The organism is Roseateles hydrophilus, from assembly GCF_026712245.1.
GTDB classification, from domain to species: Bacteria; Pseudomonadota; Gammaproteobacteria; order Burkholderiales; family Burkholderiaceae_C; genus Pelomonas; species Pelomonas hydrophilus.
On sequence record NZ_JAPPUY010000004.1, the window covers coordinates 492,884 to 518,075 of the forward strand.

Annotated in this window: 17 protein-coding genes; 13 read left to right on the top strand and 4 right to left on the bottom strand. The window is 70.1% G+C overall.

Going from position 1 to position 25,192, the window contains the following annotated elements; all coding sequences use genetic code 11:
• From NYO99_RS17290 to tkt, 6 genes are all read left to right on the top strand, one after another.
• On the top strand, nt 1-1,656 hold the full coding sequence (locus NYO99_RS17290) for a glycoside hydrolase family 43 protein (protein ID WP_268168494.1): 1,656 nt from the start codon (nt 1-3) through the stop codon (nt 1,654-1,656).
• 48 nt (nt 1,657-1,704) lie between these two features.
• A complete protein-coding gene (locus NYO99_RS17295) occupies nt 1,705-3,222 on the top strand; it encodes an MFS transporter (protein WP_268168495.1) in 1,518 nt (505 codons plus the stop codon).
• 42 nt (nt 3,223-3,264) lie between these two features.
• On the top strand, nt 3,265-4,581 hold the full coding sequence (gene xylA, locus NYO99_RS17300; protein ID WP_268168496.1) for a xylose isomerase: 1,317 nt from the start codon (nt 3,265-3,267) through the stop codon (nt 4,579-4,581).
• Nucleotides 4,582-4,741: 160 nt separating this feature from the next.
• Nucleotides 4,742-6,208 (top strand): xylulokinase, encoded by a 1,467-nt coding sequence (gene xylB / locus NYO99_RS17305; RefSeq protein ID WP_268168497.1) that lies wholly within the window; start codon nt 4,742-4,744, stop codon nt 6,206-6,208.
• 59 nt (nt 6,209-6,267) lie between these two features.
• A complete protein-coding gene (gene tal, locus NYO99_RS17310; protein WP_268168498.1) occupies nt 6,268-7,215 on the top strand; it encodes a transaldolase in 948 nt (315 codons plus the stop codon).
• 5 nt (nt 7,216-7,220) lie between these two features.
• Complete coding sequence (gene tkt, locus NYO99_RS17315; protein ID WP_268168499.1) at nt 7,221-9,215, top strand: transketolase; 1,995 nt, start codon at nt 7,221-7,223, stop codon at nt 9,213-9,215.
• Nucleotides 9,216-9,226: 11 nt separating this feature from the next.
• Here tkt and NYO99_RS17320 read toward each other — a convergent pair whose 3' ends face one another.
• On the bottom strand, nt 9,227-10,108 hold the full coding sequence (locus NYO99_RS17320; protein ID WP_268168500.1) for a LysR family transcriptional regulator: 882 nt from the start codon (nt 10,106-10,108) through the stop codon (nt 9,227-9,229).
• Nucleotides 10,109-10,249: 141 nt separating this feature from the next.
• Between NYO99_RS17320 and NYO99_RS17325 the strand changes: the two genes are divergently transcribed.
• The 3 genes from NYO99_RS17325 (at nt 10,250) to NYO99_RS17335 (ending at nt 11,876) form a co-directional block, all read left to right on the top strand.
• Entirely contained in the window at nt 10,250-10,882 is a 633-nt protein-coding gene (locus tag NYO99_RS17325) for an NADPH-dependent F420 reductase (RefSeq protein ID WP_268168501.1), read from the top strand.
• A 38-nt stretch (nt 10,883-10,920) separates the two neighbouring features.
• The gene (gene ypfH / locus NYO99_RS17330; RefSeq protein WP_268168502.1) at nt 10,921-11,556 is read left to right on the top strand and encodes an esterase; all 636 of its coding nucleotides are present in this window, start codon (nt 10,921-10,923) and stop codon (nt 11,554-11,556) included.
• A gap of 98 nt (nt 11,557-11,654) precedes the next feature.
• Nucleotides 11,655-11,876 carry a tautomerase family protein gene (locus tag NYO99_RS17335; RefSeq protein ID WP_268168503.1) on the top strand — a complete coding sequence of 74 codons (222 nt, stop codon included), beginning with the start codon at nt 11,655-11,657 and terminating at the stop codon, nt 11,874-11,876.
• A 145-nt stretch (nt 11,877-12,021) separates the two neighbouring features.
• Here NYO99_RS17335 and NYO99_RS17340 read toward each other — a convergent pair whose 3' ends face one another.
• From NYO99_RS17340 to NYO99_RS17350, 3 genes are all read right to left on the bottom strand, one after another.
• Nucleotides 12,022-13,731, bottom strand: a complete 1,710-nt coding sequence (locus NYO99_RS17340) for a TonB family protein (protein ID WP_268168504.1) — start codon at nt 13,729-13,731, stop codon at nt 12,022-12,024.
• A gap of 129 nt (nt 13,732-13,860) precedes the next feature.
• On the bottom strand, nt 13,861-16,434 hold the full coding sequence (locus NYO99_RS17345) for a zinc-dependent metalloprotease (RefSeq protein WP_268168505.1): 2,574 nt from the start codon (nt 16,432-16,434) through the stop codon (nt 13,861-13,863).
• 97 nt (nt 16,435-16,531) lie between these two features.
• Nucleotides 16,532-20,287, bottom strand: coding sequence for a glycosyl hydrolase family 8 (locus NYO99_RS17350; protein ID WP_268168506.1), 3,756 nt, complete (start codon nt 20,285-20,287; stop codon nt 16,532-16,534).
• A 155-nt stretch (nt 20,288-20,442) separates the two neighbouring features.
• Between NYO99_RS17350 and NYO99_RS17355 the strand changes: the two genes are divergently transcribed.
• The 4 genes from NYO99_RS17355 to NYO99_RS17370 are packed head-to-tail and all read left to right on the top strand — an operon-like array spanning nt 20,443 to nt 25,181.
• Nucleotides 20,443-21,603, top strand: coding sequence for an endo-1,4-beta-xylanase (locus NYO99_RS17355; protein ID WP_268168507.1), 1,161 nt, complete (start codon nt 20,443-20,445; stop codon nt 21,601-21,603).
• A gap of 1 nt (nt 21,604) precedes the next feature.
• Nucleotides 21,605-23,332 carry an L-arabinonate dehydratase gene (gene araD, locus NYO99_RS17360; RefSeq protein ID WP_268168508.1) on the top strand — a complete coding sequence of 576 codons (1,728 nt, stop codon included), beginning with the start codon at nt 21,605-21,607 and terminating at the stop codon, nt 23,330-23,332.
• Nucleotides 23,333-23,334: 2 nt separating this feature from the next.
• Entirely contained in the window at nt 23,335-24,045 is a 711-nt protein-coding gene (locus NYO99_RS17365; protein ID WP_268168509.1) for a ribonuclease activity regulator RraA, read from the top strand.
• A complete protein-coding gene (locus NYO99_RS17370; RefSeq protein ID WP_268168510.1) occupies nt 24,045-25,181 on the top strand; it encodes an ROK family transcriptional regulator in 1,137 nt (378 codons plus the stop codon). The genes NYO99_RS17365 and NYO99_RS17370 overlap by 1 nt, the downstream gene beginning before the upstream one ends.
• Nucleotides 25,182-25,192 lie beyond the last annotated feature (11 nt).

Sequence of the window (25,192 nt, forward strand, 5' to 3'; positions counted from 1 at the left end):
ATGATCGCCAATCCCATCCTGCCGGGCTTCCACGCCGACCCCTCCATCTGCCGCGTTCCGGGCCCGGACGGCGACGATTACTACATCGCCACCTCCACCTTCGAGTGGTGGCCTGGCGTGCGCATCCACCACTCCAAGGACCTGGTGAACTGGCGCCACCACAGCTACGCCTGCACGCGCACCAGCCAGCTCGACATGACCGGCCACCCGGACTCCGCCGGCGTCTGGGCGCCCTGCCTGACCTACGCGGGCGGCCAGTTCTGGCTGATCTACACCGACGTGCGCTCCACCATCGGCGCGTTCAAGGACACGCACAACTACCTCATCACCGCGCCCAGCATCGACGGCCCGTGGAGCGAGCCCATCTACCTGAACAGCTCGGGCTTCGACCCCAGCCTCTTCCACGACGCCGACGGCCGCCAGTGGCTGGTCAACCAGCAATGGACGCACTGGCCCGGCAAGAACCACTTCAACGGCATCCTGCTGCAGGAGTACGACCACGCGCAGAAGAAGCTCGTGGGCCCGATCAAGAACATCTACCGCGGCACCGAGCTGGGCGTGGTGGAAGGCCCGCACATCTACCGCCGCAACGGCTGGTACTACCTGCTGACGGCCGAGGGCGGCACCTTCTACGAGCACGCCGTGACGCTGGCCCGCTCGCGCCAGCTGGATGGCCCCTACGAAACCCTGCCCGGCAACCCGCTGCTGACGGCCTGGCAGAAGCAGACAGACGGCCTGCAGCGCAGCGGCCACGCCAGCCTGGTGGAGACGGCCGACGGCGAATGGTTCCTGGCCCACTTGTGCGGCCGCCCGCTGGAGCGCAGCGGCCCGCACGCCGCCGCCAACCGCCCCGAGAACGGCTACGAAGGCCTGCACTGCCCGCTGGGCCGCGAGACGGCACTGCAGCGCATCCGCTGGCGCGACGATGACTGGCCGGAGATCGTTGGCGGCCATGGCCAACAGCCCAGCGTCAACGTCGAGCTGCCCAGCCTGCCGGCCCACCCCTTCCCCGCCGAGGCCGCGCGCGACGACTTCGACACGCCGGTCTTCAACGGCCACCTGAACTCGCTGCGCAAGCCCTTCGACGACAGCTGGGCGTCGCTGACCGCCCGCCCCGGCCACCTGCGCCTGACGGGTCGTGAGTCGCTGATGAGCCTGTTCGACCAGAGCCTGGTCGCGCGCCGCCAGCAGCACTTCAACTGCCGCGTCGAAACGCGCGTGGACTTCGCGCCCGAGAGCTTCCACCAGATGGCCGGCCTGGTGGCGTACTACAACACGCGCAACCACGCCTACCTGCACATCACCTGCGAGCCCGACAGCACGCAGCGCGTGCTCTACCTGACCGTCAACCGTGACGCCGCCATCAGCGGCCCCGCCGCGCCCGTGCCGCTGGCTGACGGGCCCGTGGACCTCGCCGTGGAGTTCAGCCACGACACCTACCAGTTCTCGTTCCGCCAGGGCGACGCTGCCTGGCAGCCCTTCGGCCCGGCACTGGACACGGCCATGCTCAGCGACGAATACGCCACGCGCTTCGTCAACGGCTTTGCCAGCAGCTTCGGCTTCACCGGCAACTTCGTCGGCATCGCCTGCCAGGACCTGGCCGGCACGCGCAAGCATGCTGACTTCGACTACCTGAGCTACGAAGCCAAGCCCTGATTCCCGAGAGCCCCTCGACGGGCCGCGACATCACAAGACCGGAGACCTATGACCCACCATCGACTTTCCTTCCTCGAGAAGGCCGGCTACAGCTGCGGCGACGCCGCGGCGAACTTCGTCTTCATGACGATGGTGCTGTTCCAGCTGAACTTCTACACGGACGTGTTCGGCCTGTCGGCCAACACGGCGGCCGCCATCCTGCTGTGGCCGCGGCTGTGGGACGCCTTGTTCGACCCCGTCATGGGCGTGCTGGCCGACCGCACCAACACGCGCTGGGGCAAGTTCCGCCCCTGGGTGCTGTGGACGACGATCCCCTGGTGCGTGGTCATGATCGCGGCCTACACCACGCCCGACCCCAGCTGGGGCTGGAGCACCGGCATGGTCATCGCGTACGCCGGCATCACCAACACGCTGCTGATGACGCTGTACTCGATGAACAACATGCCCTACTCGGCGCTGGGCGGCGTCATGACGGGTGACCTCAACGAACGCACCAAGCTCAACTCCTACCGTTTCGTGTCGGTCAACGTGGCGCAGTTCATCGTCGGCGGTTTCACGCTGCCGCTGGTGGCCAAGTTCGCGCAGGGCCATGACCGCGCCCACGGCTGGCAGGTCACGATGACGATCTGGGCCGTGCTGTGCCTGGTGCTGTTCCTCATCACCTTCTTCACGACCAAGGAGCGCATCCAGCCCATCGTGGAAACCAAGGCCTCGCCCAAGGAGGACTTTCTCGACCTGCTGAAGAACGGCCCGTGGATCGCGCTGGTCTGCTACACGGTCTTCAACTTCGGCATGCTGACGCTGCGCGGTGGCGCCCACTTCAACTACTACCACCACTATGTCGACAAGGCGGCGATGTTCGACTTCGTTGCCGCGCTCGGCCTGACCACGCCCGACCCCAACCCCACCGGCAGCCTGGCCGACTGGCTGGGCTACATCGTGCACGGCACACGCGACAGCCTGGCCAGCTCCAACGTCGCCGACGTGTTCAACAGCATCATCAACATGGCCGGCTTCGGCACGACGCTGGTGGTCATCATGCTGTCCGCCGGCCTGTCGGCCACCTACGGCAAGCGCGCGGTCGCCACGGTCGGCTTCGCGCTGTCCACCGTCGCGGCCTGCGCGATGTACCTGCTGCCGCCCGACGCCGTCTGGCTGATGCTGGGCCTGCACGTGCTCGGCGCCGTGTTCTACGCGCCGACCATCGCCGTCATGTGGGCCATGTACGCCGACGCCGCCGACTACTCGGAGTGGCAGACCGGCCGCCGCTTCACCGGCATGGTGTTCGCCACCATCGGCTTCTCGCTGAAGTCGGGCCTGGCGCTGGGCTCGGCCGTTTTCCTGTGGTGCCTGGCCGGCTTCTTCGGCTACGACACGCAGAACCCGACGGCCGCCAACGCCATCGAGGGCTACCGCGTCATGTCCAGCTTCGGCGTCGGCTTCTGCTTTGCCGCCTGCACCGTCTGCCTGCTCGCCAACAAGCTCACCAAGCAAACCACCCTGCAGATGGCCGACGACCTCGCCCAACGCCGCCTCCAGGCCGGTGTGGCGCCAGCGGCCGCCTGACCCTCCCCCTCCACAAACTATCCCCGCAGTAAGGACCTCACCATGAGCACCGCCTATTCCGATCTCCCCGTCGTTCAATACGAAGGCCCCTCGTCCACCAACCCGCTGGCCTACCGCTGGTACGACGCCCAGCGCGTCGTGCTGGGCAAGACGCTGGCCGAGCACCTGCGCCCCGCCGTCTGCTACTGGCACAACTTCTGCTGGAAGGGCGAGGACGTATTCGGTCTGGGCAACACCGTGTTCCAGCGCCCCTGGTTCAACGAGGCCGACCCGGTCAAGGCCGCCTACATGAAGCTGGACGCCGCGTTCGACTTCTTCGGCAAGCTGGGCCTGCCCTACTGGTGCTTCCATGACCGCGACGTGGCCCCGGAAGGCGCCACGCTGGCCGAGTCCAACCGCATCCTCGACGGCCTGCTGGAAGCCGCCGCCAAGAAGATGCAGGACGGCAAGGTCGGCCTGCTGTGGGGCACGGCCAACCTGTTCTCGCACGGCCGCTTCATGAGCGGCGCGGCCACCAACCCCGACCCCGAGGTCTACGCCTACGCCGCCGCCCAAGTGAAGCACGTGCTGGAGTGGACAAACCGCCTGGGCGGCGCCAACTACGTGCTGTGGGGCGGCCGTGAAGGCTACGAGACCCTGCTGAACACCAACCTCAAGCGCGAGATGGCCAACTACGGCCGCTTCCTGACCTCGGTCGTCGAGCACAAGCACAAGATCGGCTTCAAGGGCACCATCCTCATCGAGCCCAAGCCGCAGGAGCCCACCAAGCACCAGTACGACTACGACAGCGCCACGGTCTACGGCTTCCTGAAGACCTACGGCCTGGAGAACGAGGTCAAGGTCAACATCGAGGTGAACCACGCCACGCTGGCCGGCCACAGCTTCGAGCACGAAGTGGCCACCGCCTGCGCCCTGGGCATCTTCGGCTCGCTGGACGCCAACCGCGGTGACGAGCAGCTGGGCTGGGACACCGACCAGTTCCCCAACAACCACGTGCAGCTGGTGCCGGCCATGCTGGAGATGATCCGCGCGGGTGGCTACACCACCGGCGGCACCAACTTCGACGCCAAGGTGCGCCGCCAGTCCATCGACCCGATCGACCAGCTGGAAGGTCACATCGGCGGCATGGACACCATGGCCCGCGCCTTCCTGGCCGCCGCCGCGCTGTACGAGAGCGGCCAGCTGGAGAAGGCCGTGGCCGACCGCTATGCGGGCTGGGAAGGTGACCTGGGCAAGAAGATCACCGGCGGTGCTTCGCTAGACGATCTGGCTTCGCTGGTTCACGCGCAAGGCATCTCGCCCCAGCCGCGTTCGGGCCGTCAAGAGCGGCTCGAGAACATCGTCAACGCGTTTGTTTGACCCCTCGCCCAGCTCGCCCTGCTGAACGCGTGGCGAGCTGATCGATCCCCCGAGGGGATGGCGATGCTTGCGGCATTGGGCCGCAAGCACATCGCCTGACGGGCCGGCTTGGGGCGGCCCGGCGCTCGGCCCGAAAGCCCAATACCGAATTCAAGACACCATGTTTCTTGGCATCGACCTCGGCACCTCCGAGATCAAGCTGCTGCTGCTCAACGAGCAGCACCAGATCATCGCCACCACCGGCGTGGCGCTCACCGTGCAGCGGCCGCAGCCGCTGTGGAGTGAGCAGAACCCCGCCGACTGGTGGGCCGCGCTCGATGCCGGCATGGCCAAGCTCAAGCAAGACCACGGCGCTGCGCTCGCGCAGGTGCGGGGCATCGGCCTGTCCGGCCAGATGCACGGCGCCGTGACGCTGGACGCAGCCGGCGCGGTGCTGCGCCCGGCCATCCTGTGGAACGACGGCCGCAGCGGCCCGCAGTGCGCCGAGATGATGGCCGCCTGCCCCGAGCTGCCGGCCATCACCGGCAACCTCGCGATGCCGGGCTTCACGGCACCCAAGCTGGCGTGGATGCGCCAGCATGAACCCGAGCTGTTCGCCCGCGTGGCCCAGGTGCTGCTGCCCAAGGACTGGCTACGCCTGCAGCTGACCGGCGAAGCGGTGAGCGAGATGAGCGACGCCGCCGGCACGCTGTGGCTGGACGTCGCCCAGCGCCGCTGGTCACCCGTCGCCCTTGCGCTGACGGGCCTCAATGAAAGCCACATGCCGCGCCTCGTCGAAGGCAGCGAAGCCAGCGCGACACTGAAGGCCGAGCTGTCCACGCGCTGGGGCCTGCCGGCAGGCATCCCCGTCGCTGGCGGCGGCGGCGACAACGCGGCCAGCGCCGTCGGCATGGGCGTCGTGAAGCCCGGCGACGGCTTCCTGTCGCTGGGCACGTCCGGCGTCATCTTCCTGTGCAATGAGGCGTTCAGCCCCAACCCGGCGCGGGCGGTGCATGCCTTCTGCCACGCGCTGCCGAACACCTGGCACCAGATGAGCGTCATCCTCAGCGCCGCCAGTGCGCTGCGCTGGGTCACGCTGATGCTGGGCATGCCGGGCGGCGAGGCCGACCTCATCGCCAAGGCTGCAGCCTTGACCGACACGCAGCGGCAGCAGGCGCCGATCTTCCTGCCCTACCTCAGCGGTGAACGCACGCCGCACAACAACGCCAACGCGCAGGGCGTGTTCTTCGGCCTCACGCACGAGCATGGCGCCGCCGAGATGGGCTACGCCGTGCTCGAAGGCGTGGGCTTCGCACTGCTGGACGGCTGGCAAGCGTTGCAGGCTGGCGGCGGCCATGCAGAACAACTCTGGCTGGTGGGCGGCGGTGCGCGCAGCGAATGGTGGGCCCAGCTGCTCGCGTCACTGCTGAACGTGCGCCTGGTCAACGGTGTCGGCGCCGAAGCCGGCGGTGCGCTCGGCGCCGCCCGCCTGGCGTGGCTGGCCACGGGCGGCACGGTGGACGAGGTCTGCCGCACGCCCGACATCGCCCGCATCGCCGATCCCGACCCCTCGCTGGCTGCCGCACTGAAGCCTCGCTTTGAACGCTTCCAGCGCCTGTACGCGGCGCTGCGCAGCGAGTTCAGCTAACCCATTTCTCAACTGCACAGGCTCATGCTGTCGTTGGACGGCAGGGCCGCGCTTCGCCCATGAACAGCCTCGACCTCCTCCGCCAACACACCACCGTCGTCGCCGACACGGGCGACTTCGACCAGCTTGGCGCATTCCGCCCGCAGGACGCGACGACCAACCCCTCCCTCGTGCTAAAGGCCGTGCAGCAGCCGCGCTACCGCACGCTGCTGGCGCAGGCCGTGGCGGCCCAGCCGGGCGCCAGCGCGACGACGGTGGCCGAGCATCTGCTGGTGGCGTTCGGCGTCGAGATCCTGAAGCTCGTGCCGGGCCGCGTGTCCACCGAGATCGACCCGCGCCTCTCGCACGACACGGCGGCCTCGGTCGCCACCGCCCAGCGCCTCATCGCGCTGTACGCGGCCGCCGGCGTGCCGCGAGCGCGCGTGCTCATCAAGCTGGCGTCCACGTGGGAAGGCATCCAGGCCGCGCGCGCGTTGGAGCAGCAAGGCATCCGCACCAACCTGACGCTGCTGTTCAGCCTGGCCCAGGCCCAGGCCTGCGCCGATGCGGGCGTGCAGCTGATCTCGCCCTTCGTGGGCCGCATCTACGACTGGTTCAAGAAGACCGCCGGCAAGAGCTGGGACGAAGCCGCGATGGCCGGCCCCAACGATCCTGGCGTGCGCTCCGTCGTCGAGATCTACCGCCACTACAAGCGCCACGGCATCAGGACCGAGGTGATGGCCGCGAGCTTTCGCAACAGCGGCCAGATCCTGGCGTTGGCCGGCTGCGACCTGATGACCATCAGCCCCGCGCTGCTGGCCGAGCTGGCCGGTGCGAGCACACCGGTAGCACGCCGCCTGTCCCACGACGGGCGCATCGAACCGCGGCCCGCCGCCCTGACGCAAGCCCAGTTCCACGCCGCACTGGCCGCCGACGCCATGGCCCACGAGAAGCTCAACGAAGGCATCCAGCAGTTCATCGCCGACACCGAGACGCTGGAACAGCTGATCCGCTCCATCCAAGCCTGAACACCATGCAAGACCTCACCCTCGCCGCCAACGCGCTGCGCCTGCTCGCCATCGACGCCGTGCAGCAGGCCAACTCCGGCCACCCCGGCATGCCCATGGGCGTGGCCGACATCGCCGCCGTGCTGTGGAGCCGCCACCTGCGCCACAACCCGGCCGACCCGACCTGGCCCGGCCGCGACCGCTTCGTGCTGTCCAACGGCCACGGCTCCATGCTGCTGTACGGGCTGCTGCACCTCGCCGGCTACGACCTGCCCATCGAGGAGCTGCGCAACTTCCGCCAGATGCACAGCAAGACGCCCGGCCACCCCGAGGTGGGCCTGACGCCCGGCGTGGAGACGACCACCGGCCCGCTGGGCCAGGGCCTGGCCAACGCGGTGGGCATGGCGCTGGCCGAGCAGCTGCTGGCCGCCGAGTTCAACACAGCAGACAACGCCCTTGTCGACCACCGCACCTTCGTCTTCGTCGGCGACGGCTGCCTGATGGAAGGCCTCTCGCACGAGGCCTGCTCGCTGGCCGGCACCTGGGGCCTGGGCAAGCTCGTCGTCATCTACGACGACAACGGCATCTCCATCGACGGCGACGTCAAAGGCTGGTTCGGCGACGACACGCCGGCCCGCTTCGAGGCCTATGGCTGGCGCGTGATCCGCAATGTCGACGGTCACGACTTTGACGCCATCGACGCGGCGCTGAACGCAGCGACCGAAGACATCGGCAAGCCCACGCTGATCTGCGCCAAGACCACCATCGGCCAGGGCTCACCCAACAAGGCCGGCGGCCACGACGTGCACGGCGCGCCGCTGGGCGCTGCCGAAGTGGCGGCCGTGCGCGACGCGCTGAACTGGCCGCACCCGCCCTTCGTCGTGCCCGCCGAGGCCCGCGCGCCGCTGGACGCCCGCGAGCGCGGCGCCGCTGCCCAGCGCGCCTGGGAAGCCCTGCTCGCCACGCACCCGCGCGCGGCCGAGTTCATGCGCCGCATGCGCGGCGACCTGCCCGCCGGCTTCGACGAGCAAGCCGCCGCCCAGCTCGCCGCCGTCGCTGCCAAGGCCGAGACGATCGCGTCGCGCAAGGCCTCGCAGAACAGCATCAACACGCTCGCGCCCGGCATGCCTGAACTGCTGGGCGGATCGGCCGACCTGGCGCCGTCCAACCTCACGCAATGGGCGGGCTGCCGCTCGGTCGAGAAAGCTGCCACTGGCGGCAACTACCTGCACTACGGCGTGCGCGAGTTCGCGATGGTCGCCATCCAGACCGGCATCGCGCTGCACGGCGGCTACCGGCCGTTTGGCGGCACCTTCCTGATGTTTTCGGAGTACGCCCGCAACGCCATCCGCATGGCCGCGCTGATGCGCACCAATCCCATCTACGTGTTCACGCACGACTCCATCGGCCTGGGCGAGGACGGCCCCACGCACCAGCCGGTCGAGCAGGTCGCCACGTTGCGCATGGTGCCCAACCTGGACGTCTGGCGACCGGGTGATGCCGTCGAGACGCTCGTGGCCTGGCAGACCGCCGTGCGCCACCGCCACACGCCCACCGCGCTCATCCTGTCGCGCCAGAACCTGCCGCACCAGCCGCGCAACGCCCAGGCGCTGGCCGACATCCAGCGCGGCGGCTACGTGCTCGTGCGTGAGGTCACCGACAGCCCGCTGCAACTGGTGCTGATCGCCACCGGCTCCGAGCTGGACCTGGCCGTGCAGGCGCACCAACGGCTGGCCGAGCAAGGCGTGAACGCCCGCGTCGTGTCCATGCCGTCCTGCTTCACCTTCGAGCGGCAGAGCGCCGCCTGGCGTGCCAGCGTGCTGCCCGCCGGCGTGCCACGCGTGGCCGTGGAAGCCGGCGTCACCGGGCCGTGGCGCCAATACGTCGGGCTGGAGGGCGCCGTGGTGGGCATCGACACCTTCGGCGAATCGGCGCCGGCTGCGGCGCTGTACGCGCACTTCGGCATAACGGTGCAGGCGGTGGTGGCAGCGGCGTCGGCGCTGTTGCGACACCCTGGCTAGCGCCTCCGGGCTCACGCCGGCCAGGCCGGCGTGCGGAAGGACTCAACCAGGAAGTCCACCAAGCGGCGCACCTTGGGCGCCAATTGCTTGCGACTGGGATAGACCGCGTAGATGCCGAGCTCAATCGAACGGTACTGCGGCAACACCTCCACCAGCCTACCCAAGCGAAGCGGCTCGCCGACGAGAAAGCTGGGCTGAAGCACCAGCCCCTGGTGCTGCAAGGCGGCCTGAACGCAGGAGTCACCGCTGTTGCTGCGCATGCGCGGTGTGACCTTCACGGACACCGGCCCTTTCGGACCTGTGAAATGCCACTGATCTCCCGTGCTCAGCAGCTTGTAGGCGAATACCGTACGCCCGGCGAGCTCGTCGATGTGGTTCAGCTCGCCGTGCTGCTGCAGGTATTGCGGCGAGGCGCACAGCACCAGTCGGGTGCTGGCCAGCTGGCGACAGACCAGCGATGACGCAGGCAGCCGCGCGATGCGCAGCGCCATGTCGTAGCCCTCATCAACCAGATCAACGAAGCGGTCGGCCAGCGTCACATCCAGCAACAGCTGGGGATGTCGCGCCATGAAGGCCGGCCACAACGGCGCCAACTGCTGCAGCCCAAAACTCACCGGTGCGCTGACACGCAGCTCGCCAATCACCTCACCCGCGTGACGCGTGACCTCGGCCTCTGCATCGTTCACATCGGCGAGCAGATGGCGACACCGCTCTAGAAAGACCTGGCCCTCTGGCGTCAGCGAGAGCCTTCTGGTCGTGCGCTGCAGCAGCCGCACACCCAGCCTGGCCTCCAGGTCCGCCACAAGCCGCGAGATCACGGACTTCGACAACTGCAAGGCGTCTGCACCACGCACGAAGCTGCCGCTGTCCACCACCGCCGCAAAGGCCTGCATTTCAAGAAATCGATCCATGCCGGATTGTCCTGATTTTCGAACCTATCAGTCCCTACAAAGGCCATTTATCCCACTCACAAGGATTCATAAAGTGCCGGACATCGCAGCAAGCCCGCTGCTTTCACCACCAGGAGTCAAGCAATGAAAGTCACCGTCATCGGCGCCGGCAACATGGGTTCAGCCTTCGTCAGTCAACTGGTTCGCGCCGGCCACGAGGTCAGCGTCACCGCTCGCGACCCGGCCAAGGCCGCCGCAGTCGCGGCGGCGCATTCCGGTGCACGTGCAGTACCCGCGAACGGCGCCGCCCACGGCGCAGACATCGTCGTGCTGGCCACCGGCTACGCCGATGCCATCGCAGCGCTGCAGGCGGCAGACATCCAGCCCGCGCAGGCCGTGATCGACATCACCAATCCGCTGACGCCCGACTACATGGGCCTGACACTCGGCCACAGCACCTCCGCTGCCGAGGAGATCGCCAAGTCGGTCCCAGCCGCCGCGGTGGTGAAGGGGTTCAACACCGTCTTTGCCCAGGTGCTGGCCGGTGGCGCGGACTTCGGCACCGCCGGTAAGGTGCCCGTCTTTCTCGCCAGCGACGACGCCGCTGCCAAGCAGCGTGCCGCCACACTGGCCGCCAGCATCGGTTTCGACACCGTCGACGCCGGCAGCCTGAAGAACGCACGCTACCTGGAACCGCTGGCCGGACTGAACATCTATCTCGGCTACGGTGCCGGCCTTGGCACCGCGATCGCACCCACTTGGCTGCGCAAAGCCTGACCCTAGCCCATGGCGCACTACCACCGCATGCCCGTGCCATGAACGACCTGATCGTCCAGCAGCCTGACCTCAACGGCACCCCGGCCGCGCATCTCTTCCTGCTCTTCCACGGCGTCGGCGGGAGCGCCGAGGATCTGCACGCTCTGGGTACTGCACTTGCCATCCGCCACCCACGCGCATGGATCATCAGTGTGCAGGCATCGCAGCCCTCTGATCAGGGCCTGGGCTGGCAGTGGTTCTCGGTACGAGGTGTCACAGACGACAACCGTGCCGACCGTGTCGCCAATGCAATGCCGAGCTTTCTGCAGGCCGTGGCCCGCTGGCAGCAACACAGCGGTGTACCCGCCAGCCACACGACGCTGTTGGGTTTTTCGCAGGGCGCCATCATGGCGCTGGCGACCACCCAGCAAGCATTGCCTGCAGCCAGCCGCGTGGCTGCGCTTGCGGGCCGATTTGCCGTCGCGCCAACGCAGGTGCTGCCCGGCATGCGCATCCACCTGCTGCATGGGCAGGCCGACACCGTCGTCCCAACCCAGGCATCGGTCGACGCCTACACCCAGTTGCAAGCGCTACGCGCAACCGTGACGCTAGACATTTTTCCGCACCTTGGCCACGGCATCGATGCGCGCGTCGCTGCCCGCTTGTGGGAACGCCTGGCCGACGGTGCAGGCTGAGCCGGCATCCCGATCCACCGCGCCTGCGTGCCAAGCCCGGGCCTGCCCCCACGTTCACCCCACGCGCCGCAGGCGCTCACCCCTCTCAAGGAGCTCCCATGCCCGTTGTTCGCATCAGCTGGTTCGCCGGCAAAGACACCCCCACCAAGCAGGCCGTCGCAGCCGACGTGACCGCCAGCATCGCGCGCCACACCGGCACCGATCCCAACTACGTCTACGTCATCTTCGAAGACGTGCAGCCCACTGACTGGGCGGGCGCTGGCAAGCTCTATGGCCTTGGGCCTGACACCGCCGACAACGGCGCCACGACGGGACCGTAGATCGAACACGTTGCCGGCAGGGGCACGTGCCTGGACTCGGGCCAGCGGCCTGCGACACCCGCTTGGCATGGCTTGGTCGGTGAACAGATCTCTGTTTGCTGCCGAGATATCGGGCATCGCTACGGCATCGCCATGCAGGGCGTGATCAATTCAGACGCACCGCCGTGTCGAACTGCCAGCTGCGCCGGATCTCCACCACGTCGTAGTCCCGCAGCAGCCCCGGCGGGAAGGCCGGGTAGTTGGCTTGTGCACGCACGATGCGTGTGATGGCCTCGTCCACCGCGGGCACACCGCTGGAGCGCACGAAGGTGACGGCCTCCACCGAGCCGTCGCTGCGCACGGCCACCGTGACGACGGCGGCACTGTGCGGCTGGCGGGCCAGCTCGCGCACGGTGTCGGGTGGCGTGTTGTTCTCGATCTTGCGCGCCCAGGCCTCGCCGTAGAGCGCCAGCTCGGCATGGCTGTCGATGCGGCCGAACAGGCGGCCGCGCCGCGCCGGCACCCAGTCGGGGCGCTGGCGCTCGGGGTCGCGCTGGGCGTCGCGGCGGGCGGCCTCTTCGTCCAGCTGGCGGCCGATGGCGCGCTTGCGGGCCTCGCGTTGCTCCTCCTCGGCGCGGGCCTGCGCCTGGGCGGCGGCCAGCCGGGCGGCCTGCTGACGGGCGGCCTCGGCGCGCTCGGCCTCCTGGCGTGCGGCCGCGAGGCGAGCCGCTTCGGCGTTGGCCGCTTCGGCGCGTGTGACCTCGGCCTGGGCGGCGGCCAGGCGGGCGGCCTCCGCCTGCGCCGCCTGCACCGCCTGTTGCCGCGCCAGCTCGGCCCGCGCGGCCGCCTGGCGGGCCGCCTCGGCGCGCTCGGCAGCCAGGCGCAGCGCCTCGGCGCGTGCCGCCTCCAGCCGCTGGGCGTCCTGGCGCAGCGCTTCCTGGCGGGCGGCCTCCAGCTGCTGCGCGCCCTGCTGGGCCTGCAGGCGGGCAGCGTCCAGCTGGGCGATGTCGGCGCCACGGTCCGCGGCTGCGCCGCCGGCCCGCAAGGCCTCGCTGCCGCGCCGCAGCGCCTGCACGCTGCTGCCGGCGGTCAGGCCCAGTGTGGAGACGACGGCTGATGGCAGCGCGATGCCCTCGGGCCGTTCGCCCGGCAGCGTCGGGCCGGCCCGCTCGCCGAGCAGGCGCAGCGCATCGCCGCTGCGCTTCACGCGCTCCACGGCGGGGCCGGACGCGGCGGTGAGCGCTGCCACCACGGCCGCGGGCGCAGGCGGCTGCACGGCGCCCAGGTCGCTCACGACGTCGCTGCGGGGCTGCAGGCGCTCGCGCTGCAGGGCTTGCACGGCCGGGCTGCTGGCGCCGGCCATCACGGCCACGGCAGCCGCCGGCACGGCCGAGGCCGCCGGCAGCGCCCAGGCCGCCACGGGGCGCGGCGTGGTGAGCACGGCGCGGGCGGGCGGCGCCTCCACGGTAGCGTCGGCCGCCGGCGCGGCCAGCAGGCGCACCTCGGGCACTTCTGGCTTGGCGGCCGCATCGCCGGCACCCGGCGCCGCTTCCGCCAGTGCGCCAATGGCCGCCGGCTCATCCGTCGGCCCGGCAGGGGCGGTGGCCACCGCGGCCGCGGCGTCCTGGGGCAGTTCGGGCGCGGGCAGCGCCGCCTGCCCGGGCGGGGGCGACGCCAGCACGACGCGCAGCTCAGGCGCTTCGACGCGGCGCTTCTGCCAGGGGAAGTCCAGCCCCGGCAAGCCCTGACCCTGGCCGAAGCTCAGCGACAGCAGCACTCCATGCGCCAGCAACGACAGCAGCGCCGCCGGCGGCAGCGGCCAGCGGGGGCGTCGGCGTGGCCAGGCGGGCACGGCGCCGCTCAGGCCCATGCCCATGCACCTACCCTGCCCTGATCCGCCTGGATGCTTGCCCTCCGCATGCGCGCGATTGTCCCCGGCCGCACGCGGCGGCGCGGCCAGGGCGGCCCCCTCAAAGGCGGGTCAGCGCGCCAGGGGCAAGGGCGCTCAATGCGCGTGGCCCGGCCAGCAGGCGTGGGGCTGGGCCGGCTCGCTGGCCTCGTGGCCAAACACGGGCACCACCACCGGCAGGGCGATGGCGGCCGACGCGAAGCGCGGGTCCAGCGCCTTGGCGATGCCGTCGCCCAACGCGGCGAGGTGGGCACGGCGGCCCATGTCGCCGCGCGAAGCCGCAGCAGCCAGCACGCGCTGCAGGTCCACCAGCTCGGCGCGGATGAGGGCTTCGCCGTCGTCGCTGCCGAGCAGGTTGCGCGCGCTCAGCCGGCTGGTCAGCGTCTCCACCAGCGCGCGCTGCAGGCTGCGGCGCGGCGCGCTGATGGCGGCCGCGCCATCCAGCTCGCCGAATGCACCACGCCGCAGATCGGCCAGCAGGTCCTGCAGCCGGTAGGCGCCGCTGCCCAGCGTGGCCTCCTGGGTCACCAGGCGCAGCGTGCGCGCGGGCGCCAGCAGCTGGCGAAGCAGCGAGCGCTGCTGCAGCGTCAACAGCGTGCCGGCCGCATACGGGCTCAGGCGCTGCGTGATGGCGGGGTCCAGAAGCCAGTCGGGCGTGGCCAGCACATGCCGGGTCAGGAAGGCCATGGCCCGCGCCTGCTGCGCGCGCGGCACGGGCTTGGCGATGGCGCCGGGCTGGTCGTTGTGCTTGTTCTGCACCTCGTAGCCGCCGACGACAGCCACCACATGGCCCATCTCACGCGCCCATTGCTGCCAGGTGGCCTGGTACAGGCGCAGCAGCAGCTGATCGTCGCCGCCGTCCTGCGGCACGGCGGCGGGCAGCATCTTCATCACGCGCTGCAGGTTGGCCAGGCCCAGGCCGGTGGCGGTCACCGCATCGGCGTCGCCCACGGCCTCGGTGTTCTCGCCGACATCGCCGCCCTCGGCCTTGGGCGCGTTGAAGCGCAGCCAGGGCTTGGCCTCCTGCTCGCGGGCCCACAGGTTGAGCTGCTGGCGCTCGTCCTCGGGCGTCTTGGCGCTCGGGATGGGCGTGTAGCCCCAGCGCGTGGCGAAGATGTCGTAGGGGCCGATCTTGGGGATGAGCAGCGCCGGGTCCAGCTTGTCCTCGGGCTGCACGAGGTAGTTGAAGCGGCTGTAGTCCATCAGCGTGGGCACATGGCCCATGGTCTTGAGCCACTCCGCGTCGCGCAGCTTGGACACGGGGTATTGCGAGCTGGCCTTCATGTTGTGCGGAAAGCCCAGCGAATGCCCCACCTCGTGCGTGACGACGTAGGCCACCAGCTCGCCCATCAGGTCGTCGGGCAACGGCAGCTTGCGGGCGCGCGGGTCCAGCGGGCCGACCTGCGTGACGTACCAGTCCTGCTGCAGCTGCAGGATGTTGTGATACATGACGATGTTGGCGTTCAGGATCTCGCCGCTGCGCGGGTCGGCCAGGTGCGGGCCGTAGGCGTTCGGGATGGGCGACGGCACCCAGCGGATGACGCTGTAGCGCACGTCCTCGGGGTCGAACTCGGGGTCTTCCTCGGCCGTGGGATAGGGCCGGGCCTGCACGGCGTTCTTGAAGCCGGCCGCCTCGAAGGCGATGTTCCAGGCCTCGATACCCTTCTTGACGAAGGGCACCAGCGCCGTGGGCGTGGCCTTGTCGATGTACCAGACGATGGGCTTGACCGGCTCGCTGAGCGCGGCCGCGGGGTCTTTCTTCTCCAGGCGCCAGCGGGTGATGACGCGCTGCTGACGGGCCTCCTGCAGGCCGGCGCCGAAGTCCATGCGGCTGACGCTGAAGAAGCCGACGCGGTCGTCCAGCAGCCGCGGCTGCATGGGCTGCTCGGGCAGGCGCACGATGTTGTAGGCCACGTTGACCGACACGCTGCGCGGTGCCGGCCCGGCCACGAGCACCGGCACGCCGGGTGCGGCGGGCACGGGCGTGGGGGCGACGCTGTAGGTCTGTACCGCATCCACGCGGACGCTGCCCGCGAAGGCCTTGGTGCTGTCCACATAGCTGCGGCTGGCATCGGCCGAACCGCGCACCACCGAGCGTGCGCTGAAGTCGCCGAACTCGGACGCGAACAACCGCGTGACCTCGATGACCGGCGCGCCGCCCTTGCCGAAGGCCTCGACCGGGAACACGGCCAGGATGGCCTCGCGCTGCGACTGCGCCACCGCGTCGGCCATCACGTTGCCGGGCGCCGTGACGGCGCTGTGCGACACGCGCTGTACCAGCACGCGGTTCTGGTGCAGCACGAAGCGCAGCACGTCCTGGTGCAGCGCGCGGCCGACGTGGTCCTGCCCGGCCGGCACCGCGGTGGCATTGGCCACCATCAGCAGTGGCTGGTCGAGCAGCGCCTTGGGGATCTCGAAGTACAGCTTGGCCTTGACGCGGTGCACCGCGAACAGGCCCTGCTGGGTCTTGGCGTCCGAGGTGATGACCTTGTCGAAGGGCTTGGGCTCGGACGGGTCAGGTAGCACCACCGGCGGGCGGGCGCCGGCAGCCGCAGCGGCCGACGCGGCCCCAGCCGGCGGCACGGGCGGCGTCTGCGCCCAGGCCTGGCCGGCAGCGAGCGTGAGGGTCAGGAGCGCGAGCCGCGCACGGCCCCGGTGGTCTTTCTGCATGGCATCCCTTGGTTGCACGCACCGCGGTGCGTGCGGGCGATGTTAGGGACAGCCACCCCGCCCTCGGCTCAGCGCCCTGCGCGTTTGCAGGTGAATCTCACCAGGCCTTGAAGCGCCCCGTGATGTGCAGCAGGTTCATGAACTGCAGCAGGCCGTCGTAGTAGCGCCACTGGCCGGTGGGCGGCTCCAGCGCCCAGAGGGCGTTGACAAAGGGCGCGGCCTGCGCCTCGTCCACCAGCAGCGCGGCCACCGCATTGCAGGAGATCAGGCCCTTGGATGGCTCGTCGTTGAGCGGCTTGCCGTCCAGCGTGTAGAGGTGGGTGTAGGGCTGCTTCTGCGACGCGAAGAAGTTCAGCAGCTTGTGGCTCAGGCCGTAGGCCGCCGGGTTCTTGCCCCACCAGGCCTGATCCACGCTCCAGTTCACGGCGGTGCGGAAGGCGTCGTAGCGGAAGTCCTCATGACCCTCCAGCACCTTGGGGCGGCCGTCGAAGTGCGCGTAGTCGGGCGTCAGGCCGGTGCGCGGGTGGGCGGCCTTGGAGAAGTAGGCGCGGCTGATGTCGGCGATCTCGCGCCAGCGCTGGCGGTCCTCGGCCTTGGCGGCACGGCGGGCCCAGATCTCGTAGAACGCCGGCAGGTGGTAGGACGGGTCGCTGAAGTCCGCCGCGTCGCCCACCGGCACGAACACGACCTGGCCGTGCTGCGGCGAGAAGATGGCGCGCGCGCCGTCCTTGATGCCGCCGTTCATCGTCTCCTTGTGCAGCATGGCGGTCAGGAGTTCCTGCGCCTGGGCGTTGTAGTCGTAGATGCCCTGACCGTTGCCCCAGCGCGAGGCCGCCATCAACAGCGCGGTGGCGAAGTACTCCTCGCCGTCGGAGGCGGGCACGGCATCCTTGCCGAAGCCGGCGCAGCCCTCGGGCTTGCACTGCCAGCGGAAATAGCTCTGGCGCGGGCCGCTGCGGTAGCGCATGTGCGTCCAGGCCCAGTTCCACAGCGCGTCGAACTCGGCCTTGCGGCCCATCTGCACGGCCACCATCATCCCGTAGGACATGCCCTCGCTGCGCACGTCGTTGTTGCCCACGTCCAGCACATAGGCGGCGGGGCCGTCGGGCGTGGCGGCGGCGGGGTAGACGATGCGCTGATCCTTGCCACCCTCGAACAGCGAGCGCCAGTAACTGTCCAGCTTGGCGGTGATGTCGGCCTCGGTGATGTCCGGGCGCAGCTCACGCAGCAGGTTGCGGTACTGGCCGGTCTCGGCGGCGGCGGAGCGCAGCACCGCGTCGCCTACGTTGCCCGGCACCAGCACCAGGCGCTGCAGCACGGCGTTGTCGTCCAGGCGCCAGAGGCGCACGACATGCTTGCCCGCCGGCAGCTGCACTGGCGCCGCCCGCAGCACGACGTTGTTGTCGATGACGGCCTTGGACCAGTCCTTCTGCTCGCGCGTGTCGGCCGACGTGGCGGTGGGCACGAGCTGCAGCGTCAGCGTCTGCGGCGCCCGGTCGCCGATGGCCACGGCGATGCGGATGCCGCCGGCCTTGCGCACGTCGACGGTGGGCACCATGTGCAGCTCCAGCGTCCAGCGCTGGGGCTGCTCGGTCTGCACCTCGTACTCCAGCCTGACGTCGTCGGCCAGCGTGGTGGCGGCACGGCCCTGCGGCAGCGAGAGCACGGCGCCTTGGTGCTGGCCGAGATTGGGGATGGCCGTCCAGCTCAGGCCCTTGGCGTTGTGGGCGCGCACGTACTGCGTGGCCTCGACGACCTGCGGCGCGAAGGGCCCGGCGGGCTGGGCGTGGGTCAGCTGCCGCTGCACCACCGCGGCATCCACCGAGCCGGCCACGCGCTTCACGGCCGGCATGAGGTTCTTCTCGGGCTGCTGCCAGGTCGTGTAGCCGATGTGGACCTGCAGCATCATGCCGGCCCACTTGCCGCCGGCCAGCGCGTGGTACTGGTCGCTGATGGCCTGGTCGCGCTTGAACAGCGCCTCGGCCTGGTCGGCAAACACGTTGGCGCGCGGGTCGTTCTTGGCGGCCAGCGCGCGGTTCCAGGCCACGGCGTAGTAGAGCCGGTAGAGGTTGGCCAACGCGATGACCGGGTGCTCGACGAGCTGGAAGTAGGCGTCGAGCTGGTCCGGCCGCAGCTGCGCCTTGACCTGGGCGACGCGGGCTTCCAGCACGTCCCACTCGGCGATGCGGCGGCCGAAGTCACCGCCCACCAGCGCGTCAGGCGTGATGGGCCCGAGACGGAAGCTGTTCGCATCCACCAGCTCTGGCTTGCGGCGCGCGGCGTACTGGCTGTAGCGCGTGACCAGCTCGGCAATCTCGGCCGCCTGTGCGGCGCCGAAGGTGGATGCCGCCCAGTGGCGCGGGTAGGCCTTCAGCGCGTCCGGCGTCATGGCCTGGGGCGCCCAGGCCATGTCGAGGAAGAAGTGCGTGGGGAACTCCACCGGCTTGATATCGCCCACGTTGACGATCCACAGCGCATCGGCGCCATGCGCGCGGGCCAGGTCCATCTGCTGCCAGGTCTTCTCGATCTGGTTGGTGTTCAGCCACTTGTAGTTGCGCGGGCCGCCGACGTAGTCGAAGTGGTAGTACACGCCGTAGCCGCCGGGCCGCCGGGGCGCGGCCGGGTCGGGCAGGCGGCGGATCTGGCCCCAGTTGTCGTCGGCGAACAGCAGCAGCACGTCGTCGGGCACCTTGAGCCCGGCGTCGTAGTAGTCCTGCACCTCCTTGTAGAGCGCCCACATCTGCGGCGTCTTGTCGGCCGGCTGCTTGGTCACCTCGGCAATGAGGCGGCGCTGGTCCTTGACGATGGTTTCCAGCAGCGTGGTGGCGGTGTGCTCGCTCATGGGCTCGTCGCCGTCGCCACGCATGCCCACGGTGACCAGCGTGTCGAAGGCGCTGCCGTCGGGCCGGCCCATCATGCGCTGGATGCCACCGCGCCAGAACTCGCGCAGCTGCGGCGCGTTCCTGGTGTAGTCCCAGGCGCCGCCCTTGAAGCGCTGCCATTCGTCGTGCGCGCGGCTCATGGGCTCGTGGTGGGAGGTGCCCATCACGATGCCCATCTCGTCGGCCAGCACCATGTTGCGCGGGTCATCCGCGTTGAAGGCGCGCGGCGCCCACATCGCCGGCCACAGGTAGTTGGCCTTCAGGCGCAGCAGCAGCTCGAAGACATGCGCATACATCTTCGCGTTCGCGCCGCCGAACTTGGCCTGGGCCCAGGTGCTGAGCGCGGGCGCCTCATCGTTGATGAAGATGCCGCGGTACTTGACGCCCGGCTGGTCGCGCCGCGCGCCCGGCGTGATGAACACATCGGCCCGGCGCGCCACCGGCACGTCGGCCCACCAGTGCCAGGGGCTGACGCCGATGCGGGCCGACAGGTCATAGCCGCCGAACACGGCTCCGCGCCGGTCCGAGCCCGCGATGACCAGCGCGCGGTCCACGCCCGGGAAGGGCTGCTCCACCACCACCTGCCGGAACGCCTCCCACTGCCCGGCCAGGTCCGCCGTCTGCAGCTTGCCGGCCTGAGCCAGGGCGGCCAGCAGCGGACTGCGGCCCAGCTGCGCCACCAGCACCAGCTCGCGCGGCGCCCGGGCCACGCCGTCCAGCAGCGCTGCCGGGCGACCCGCCACGCGTTGCAAGTCGCCCGCCAGGCTGCGGCCCAGGTGTTGCAGCGCGGGGTCGGCGCCGGCCTCCACGACCACAGCCGCCGGCTGCCCGCCGCGCACCAGGCCAAAGCTGTGGCCCGCGTCGCGGTCGCAGACGGAGGCCGGCGTGTCGCAGGCCAACGCGCCAGCGCTGCAGAACGCCAGCCCGAGTGCGAGGCCCCGCAGCGGCGCCCGCCAAGCAAGGCCTGGCATTTTGAGAATCGTGATCATGTCTCTGAATGTTTGCGCAATCATTTTGAGTTTAAGAGCCGACCCTGCGAGCCAGACACCCTGGCAAACCACTAAGCCCGAGATTCGCGTCGATTTCTATGATAGCGATACCAACAAGACAACCCGCTTGGACAGGCATGCCCCTCTCTCGACGCCTCGCAACCCAGGGCCTGGCCCTCGGCGCCGCCGGCCTGGCGCTGGCCGGCTGCACCACGCCGTTGGCCACACCCACGCCGGCTGGCACACCCGCGCCCGCGGCGGAACCGTCGCTGGATGCGCTGGCCCGCGCCAAGGGCCTGCGCTTCGGCAGCACGCTGGGCAGCCTGGGCCGCAGCTCGCGCTTTCACGACCTGGCCTACCGCGAGCTCACGGCCCGCGAGTGCAGCGTGCTCGTGGCCGAGAACGAAACCAAGTGGCAAGCCCTGCGCCCCGACCCGGGCAAGGCCTACAACTTCGCTGCCGCCGACGAGATGTTCAGCTGGGCGCGCGCCCAGGGCATGGCGCTGCGCGGCCACACGCTGCTGTGGCTGGAGCCCAAGTGGCTGCCGGCCTGGGTCAATGCGCTGAACTTCGGCGCGACCGATGGCGAGGCCGCCCGGCGCGTGCTGGCCGAGCATGTGAGCACCACCTGCCGCCATTTCGGCGACAGCATCGAGAGCTGGGATGTCGTCAACGAAGCCATCGCACCCGAGACCGGCGAGCTGCGCCGCAATGTGTTCAGCGCGCCCATTGGCGGTGTGGCGCAGATCGACCTGTGTTTCCGCCTCGCGCGCGAACACGCGCCCCGAGCGCAGCTGGTCTACAACGACTACATGAGCTGGGGCGGCGGCAACAACGCCCGCCACCGCAGCGGCGTGTTGAAGCTGCTGACCGAGCTCAAGCGCCTGGGCACGCCGGTGCAGGCGCTGGGCATCCAGGGCCACATCGTCGCGCGGCCGCAGGCCAGCGCGGCCGACGTGACCGAGTGGCGCCGCTGGCTGGACGAGGTGCAGGCGCTGGACCTGGACCTGCTCATCACGGAGTTCGACGTCAACGACAAGGGCCTGCCCGCCGACTTTGCGCAGCGCGATGCCGGCGTGGCCGCCGTGGCGCGCGACTGGCTGGACGTCACGCTGGCCGCACCGCGGCTGCGCCGCCTGCTGTGCTGGGGGCTGATGGACAAGCACAGCTGGCTGCACGGCTTCGACCCGCGCGACGACACGCTGCCGCAACGCCCCCTGCCCTACGACGACGAGCGCCAGCCCAAGCTGCTGCGCACCGCCATCGCGGACGCGCTGCGCGCCACGCCCGCCCGTTGACATGAGCAAGCACCCCGAGGGTTTGCGCAGCGCGCGCTGGTTCGCCAAGGACGACTTCCGCAGCTTCGGCCACCGCAGCCGCGTGCTGCAGATGGGCTATTCGCCCGAAGACTTCATCGGCAAGCCGGTGATTGCCATCGTCAACACCTGGAGCGATGCCAACCAGTGCCACACCCACTTCAAGCAGCGCGTGGAGGACGTCAAGCGCGGCATCCTGCAGATGGGCGGCTGGCCGCTGGAATTGCCAGCGATCTCGCTGAGCGAGAGCATGGTCAAGCCCACCTCCATGCTCTACCGCAACTTCCTCGCGATGGAGACCGAGGAGCTGCTGCGCAGCCACCCGGTCGACGGCGCGGTGCTGATGGGCGGCTGCGACAAGACCACGCCCGGCCTCTTGATGGGCGCCATCAGCATGGGCCTGCCGCTGATCTACCTGCCCGCCGGCCCCATGCTGCGCGGCAACTGGCGCGGCCAGGTGCTGGGCTCGGGGTCGGATGCCTTCAAGTACTGGGACGAGCGCCGCGCCGGGCGGCTGAGCGACCAGGCCTGGGCCGAGATGGAAGCTGGCATCGCCCGCAGCCACGGCACCTGCATGACCATGGGCACGGCCGCCACCATGATGGGCATCGCCGAGGCGCTGGGCGTCACGCTGCCGGGTGCGTCCAGCATTCCCGCGCCTGACGCCAACCACATCCGCATGTCCGCCGACTGCGGCCGCCGCATCGTGCAGATGGTGTGGGACGACCTGACGCCGGCCAAGCTGCTCAGCCAGGGCAGCTTCCAGAACGCCATCGCCGTCGCGATGGCCATGGGCTGCAGCACCAACGCCATCATTCACCTGGTCGCCATCAGCCGCCGCGCGGGTCTGCCCGTCACGCTCGACGACTTCGACGCCGCCAGCCGCCACATCGGCGTCATCGCCAACATCCGACCCAGCGGCGACCGCTACCTGATGGAAGACTTCTTCTACGCGGGCGGCCTGCCGGCGATGATGAACGTCATGCGCGACAAACTGGACCTCAGCGCGCTGACCGTCAACGGCAAGACCGTGGCCGAGAACATCACCGGCGCCGAGGTGTTCAACGACGACGTCATCCGCCCGCTGGACAAACCCATCTACGCCGAAGGGGCGCTGGCCGTGCTGCGCGGCAACCTCGCGCCCGATGGCGTCGTCATCAAGCCCAGCGCGGTCGCGCCGCACCTGCTGCAGCACACCGGCCGCGCGCTGGTGTTCGATGACTACCCGAGCCTGAAGGCAGCTGTGGACGACCCGGACCTGGACGTCACCGGCGACGACATCCTGGTCTTGCGCAACGCAGGACCGAAGGGCGCCGGCATGCCCGAGTGGGGCATGCTGCCCATCCCGACCAAGCTGTTGAAGCAGGGCGTGACCGACATGCTGCGCCTGTCCGACGCACGCATGAGCGGCACCAGCTACGGCGGCTGCCTGCTGCACTGCAGTCCCGAGGCCTTCGTTGGCGGGCCACTGGCGCTGGTGAAGACGGGCGACCGCATCACCGTCGACGTGCCCGGACGCACGATCCATCTCGACGTCAGCGACGAAGAACTGGCCGCGCGCCGTGCCGCCTGGACGCCGCCGCCCGCGCGCTATGAGCGCGGCTACGGCTGGATGTTCGGCCGCCACATCCTGCAGGCCCACGAGGGCTGCGACTTCGACTTCCTCGAAACCCAGTTCGGCGCGCCCGTGCCTGAACCCGTCATCTACTGAACATGAACCCCGACACCCGCAAGAAGCTGATGGGCGTCAGCACCGCCACGCTGTGCACCGCGCTGTTCAAGCGGGGCCTGAAGCACCAGTTCATCCAGGGCGTGCTGCCGCTGAACCCCGGCCTGCCCACCATGGTGGGCCCGGCCTACACGCTGCGCTACATCCCGGCGCGCGAGGACCTGAACGGCATCGAGGTCTTCAAGGACCGCAGCCACCCGCAGCGCGTCGCCGTCGAGCAATGTCCGCCCGGCGCCGTGCTCGTCATCGACAGCCGCAAGGACGCACGCGCCGCGTCGGCCGGCGGCATCCTCGTCGCGCGGCTGATGGTGCGCGGCGTGGCCGGCGTCGTCACCGACGGCGGCTTTCGCGACAGCCCCGACATCGCCAAGTACACGATGCCGGCATACCACGCGCGCCCCAGCGCCCCCACCAACCTGACGCTGCACCAGGCCATCGCCCTCAACGAGCCCATCGGCTGCGGCGACGCGCCGGTGTTCCCGGGCGACGTCATCGTCGGTGATGCCGAAGGCGTCATCGTCATCCCCGCCCACCTGGCCGACGAGATCGCCGACGAGGCGGTCGAGATGACGGTGTTCGAGGACTTCGTGCAACAGCAGGTGCTGGCCGGGCGCAGCGTGCTGGGGCTGTACCCGCCCACCGACGCCGAGGTCGCCGACCAGTTCGCCGCCTGGCGCGCCGAACAGGGCCGCTGATGCTGATGAACACCGCCAGCGCCACCGGCCAGGCCCAGCTCAAGCATGGCAACCGCATGGCCATCATCCGCCAGCTGCGGGTACAGCCCGGCCAGTCGCGCGTGGAGCTGGCGCAGGCGCTGGACCTGACCAAGTCCACCGTCAGCGCGCTGACGCGCGAACTCATTGACGAAGGCTGGCTGCTGGAGCGCGAGGTGCTCGTCACCGGCGACATCGGGCGCCGCCCCACACCACTGTTCATCGACCCCACACGGCTGCTGCTGCTGGGCACGCAGGTCGGCATCGGCCATGTGCGCGTGGTGCTGACCTCGCTGACCGGCGAGGTGCTGGCCGCGCAGAACGCGCAGTACGACACCGGCCAGGACGTTGAGGCCTGCATCCAGCTGCTGAAACGCACGCTGCTGGCCACCACCCGCCTGTGCCAGACGACGCAGCGCATCATCGGCATCGGCGTCGGCCTGCCCGGCGGCGTGGACCAGGCGCGCGACCAGCTCGTCTTCGCCCCGCATGTGAACTGGCATCACGTGCCGTTCGGGGCGCTGCTGCGGCAGGCGCTGCACGGCACGCCGCTGGCTGGCGTGGCGGTCTTCCTGCAGAACGACGCCGACGTGGCCGCACTCGGCGAGACCGAGTTCAACCCCACGCCGCAGGCCGACCCGCTGCTGCTGGTGCTGGTGGGCGAAGGCGTGGGCGCCGGCCTCGTCGTCGGCGGGCGCCTGCTGACCGGCGTGCGCGGCCTGGCCGGCGAGGTGGGCCACATGGTGCTGCAGGTGGACGGCCCCCGCTGCTCCTGCGGCCGGCGCGGCTGCGCCGAGGCGCTGATCGGCAGCCGTGCGCTGCTGCAGCCGGGCAAGACACCCGCACCGGCGGCCGTGGCCCAGGCCGGCCAGTACCTCGGCGTGCTGCTGCAAAACCTCTCGGCCGCCTACGACCCCGGTTGCATCGTGCTCGGCGGCCCGGCCATGGCGCTGGGCGACGCGCTGCTGACGCCGGTGCGCGACACGCTGGCCGAATACGCGCAGGCCGCCGGCCTGCCCGAGCCTGCGCTGCGCGTGGCCCGCTTCGGCGCGGACGCCATCGCCGTCGGCGCCGCCGCGCTGGCCGGCTACCGGCTCACGCAGCCGACGCTGGCGTAGGGCGCATCACG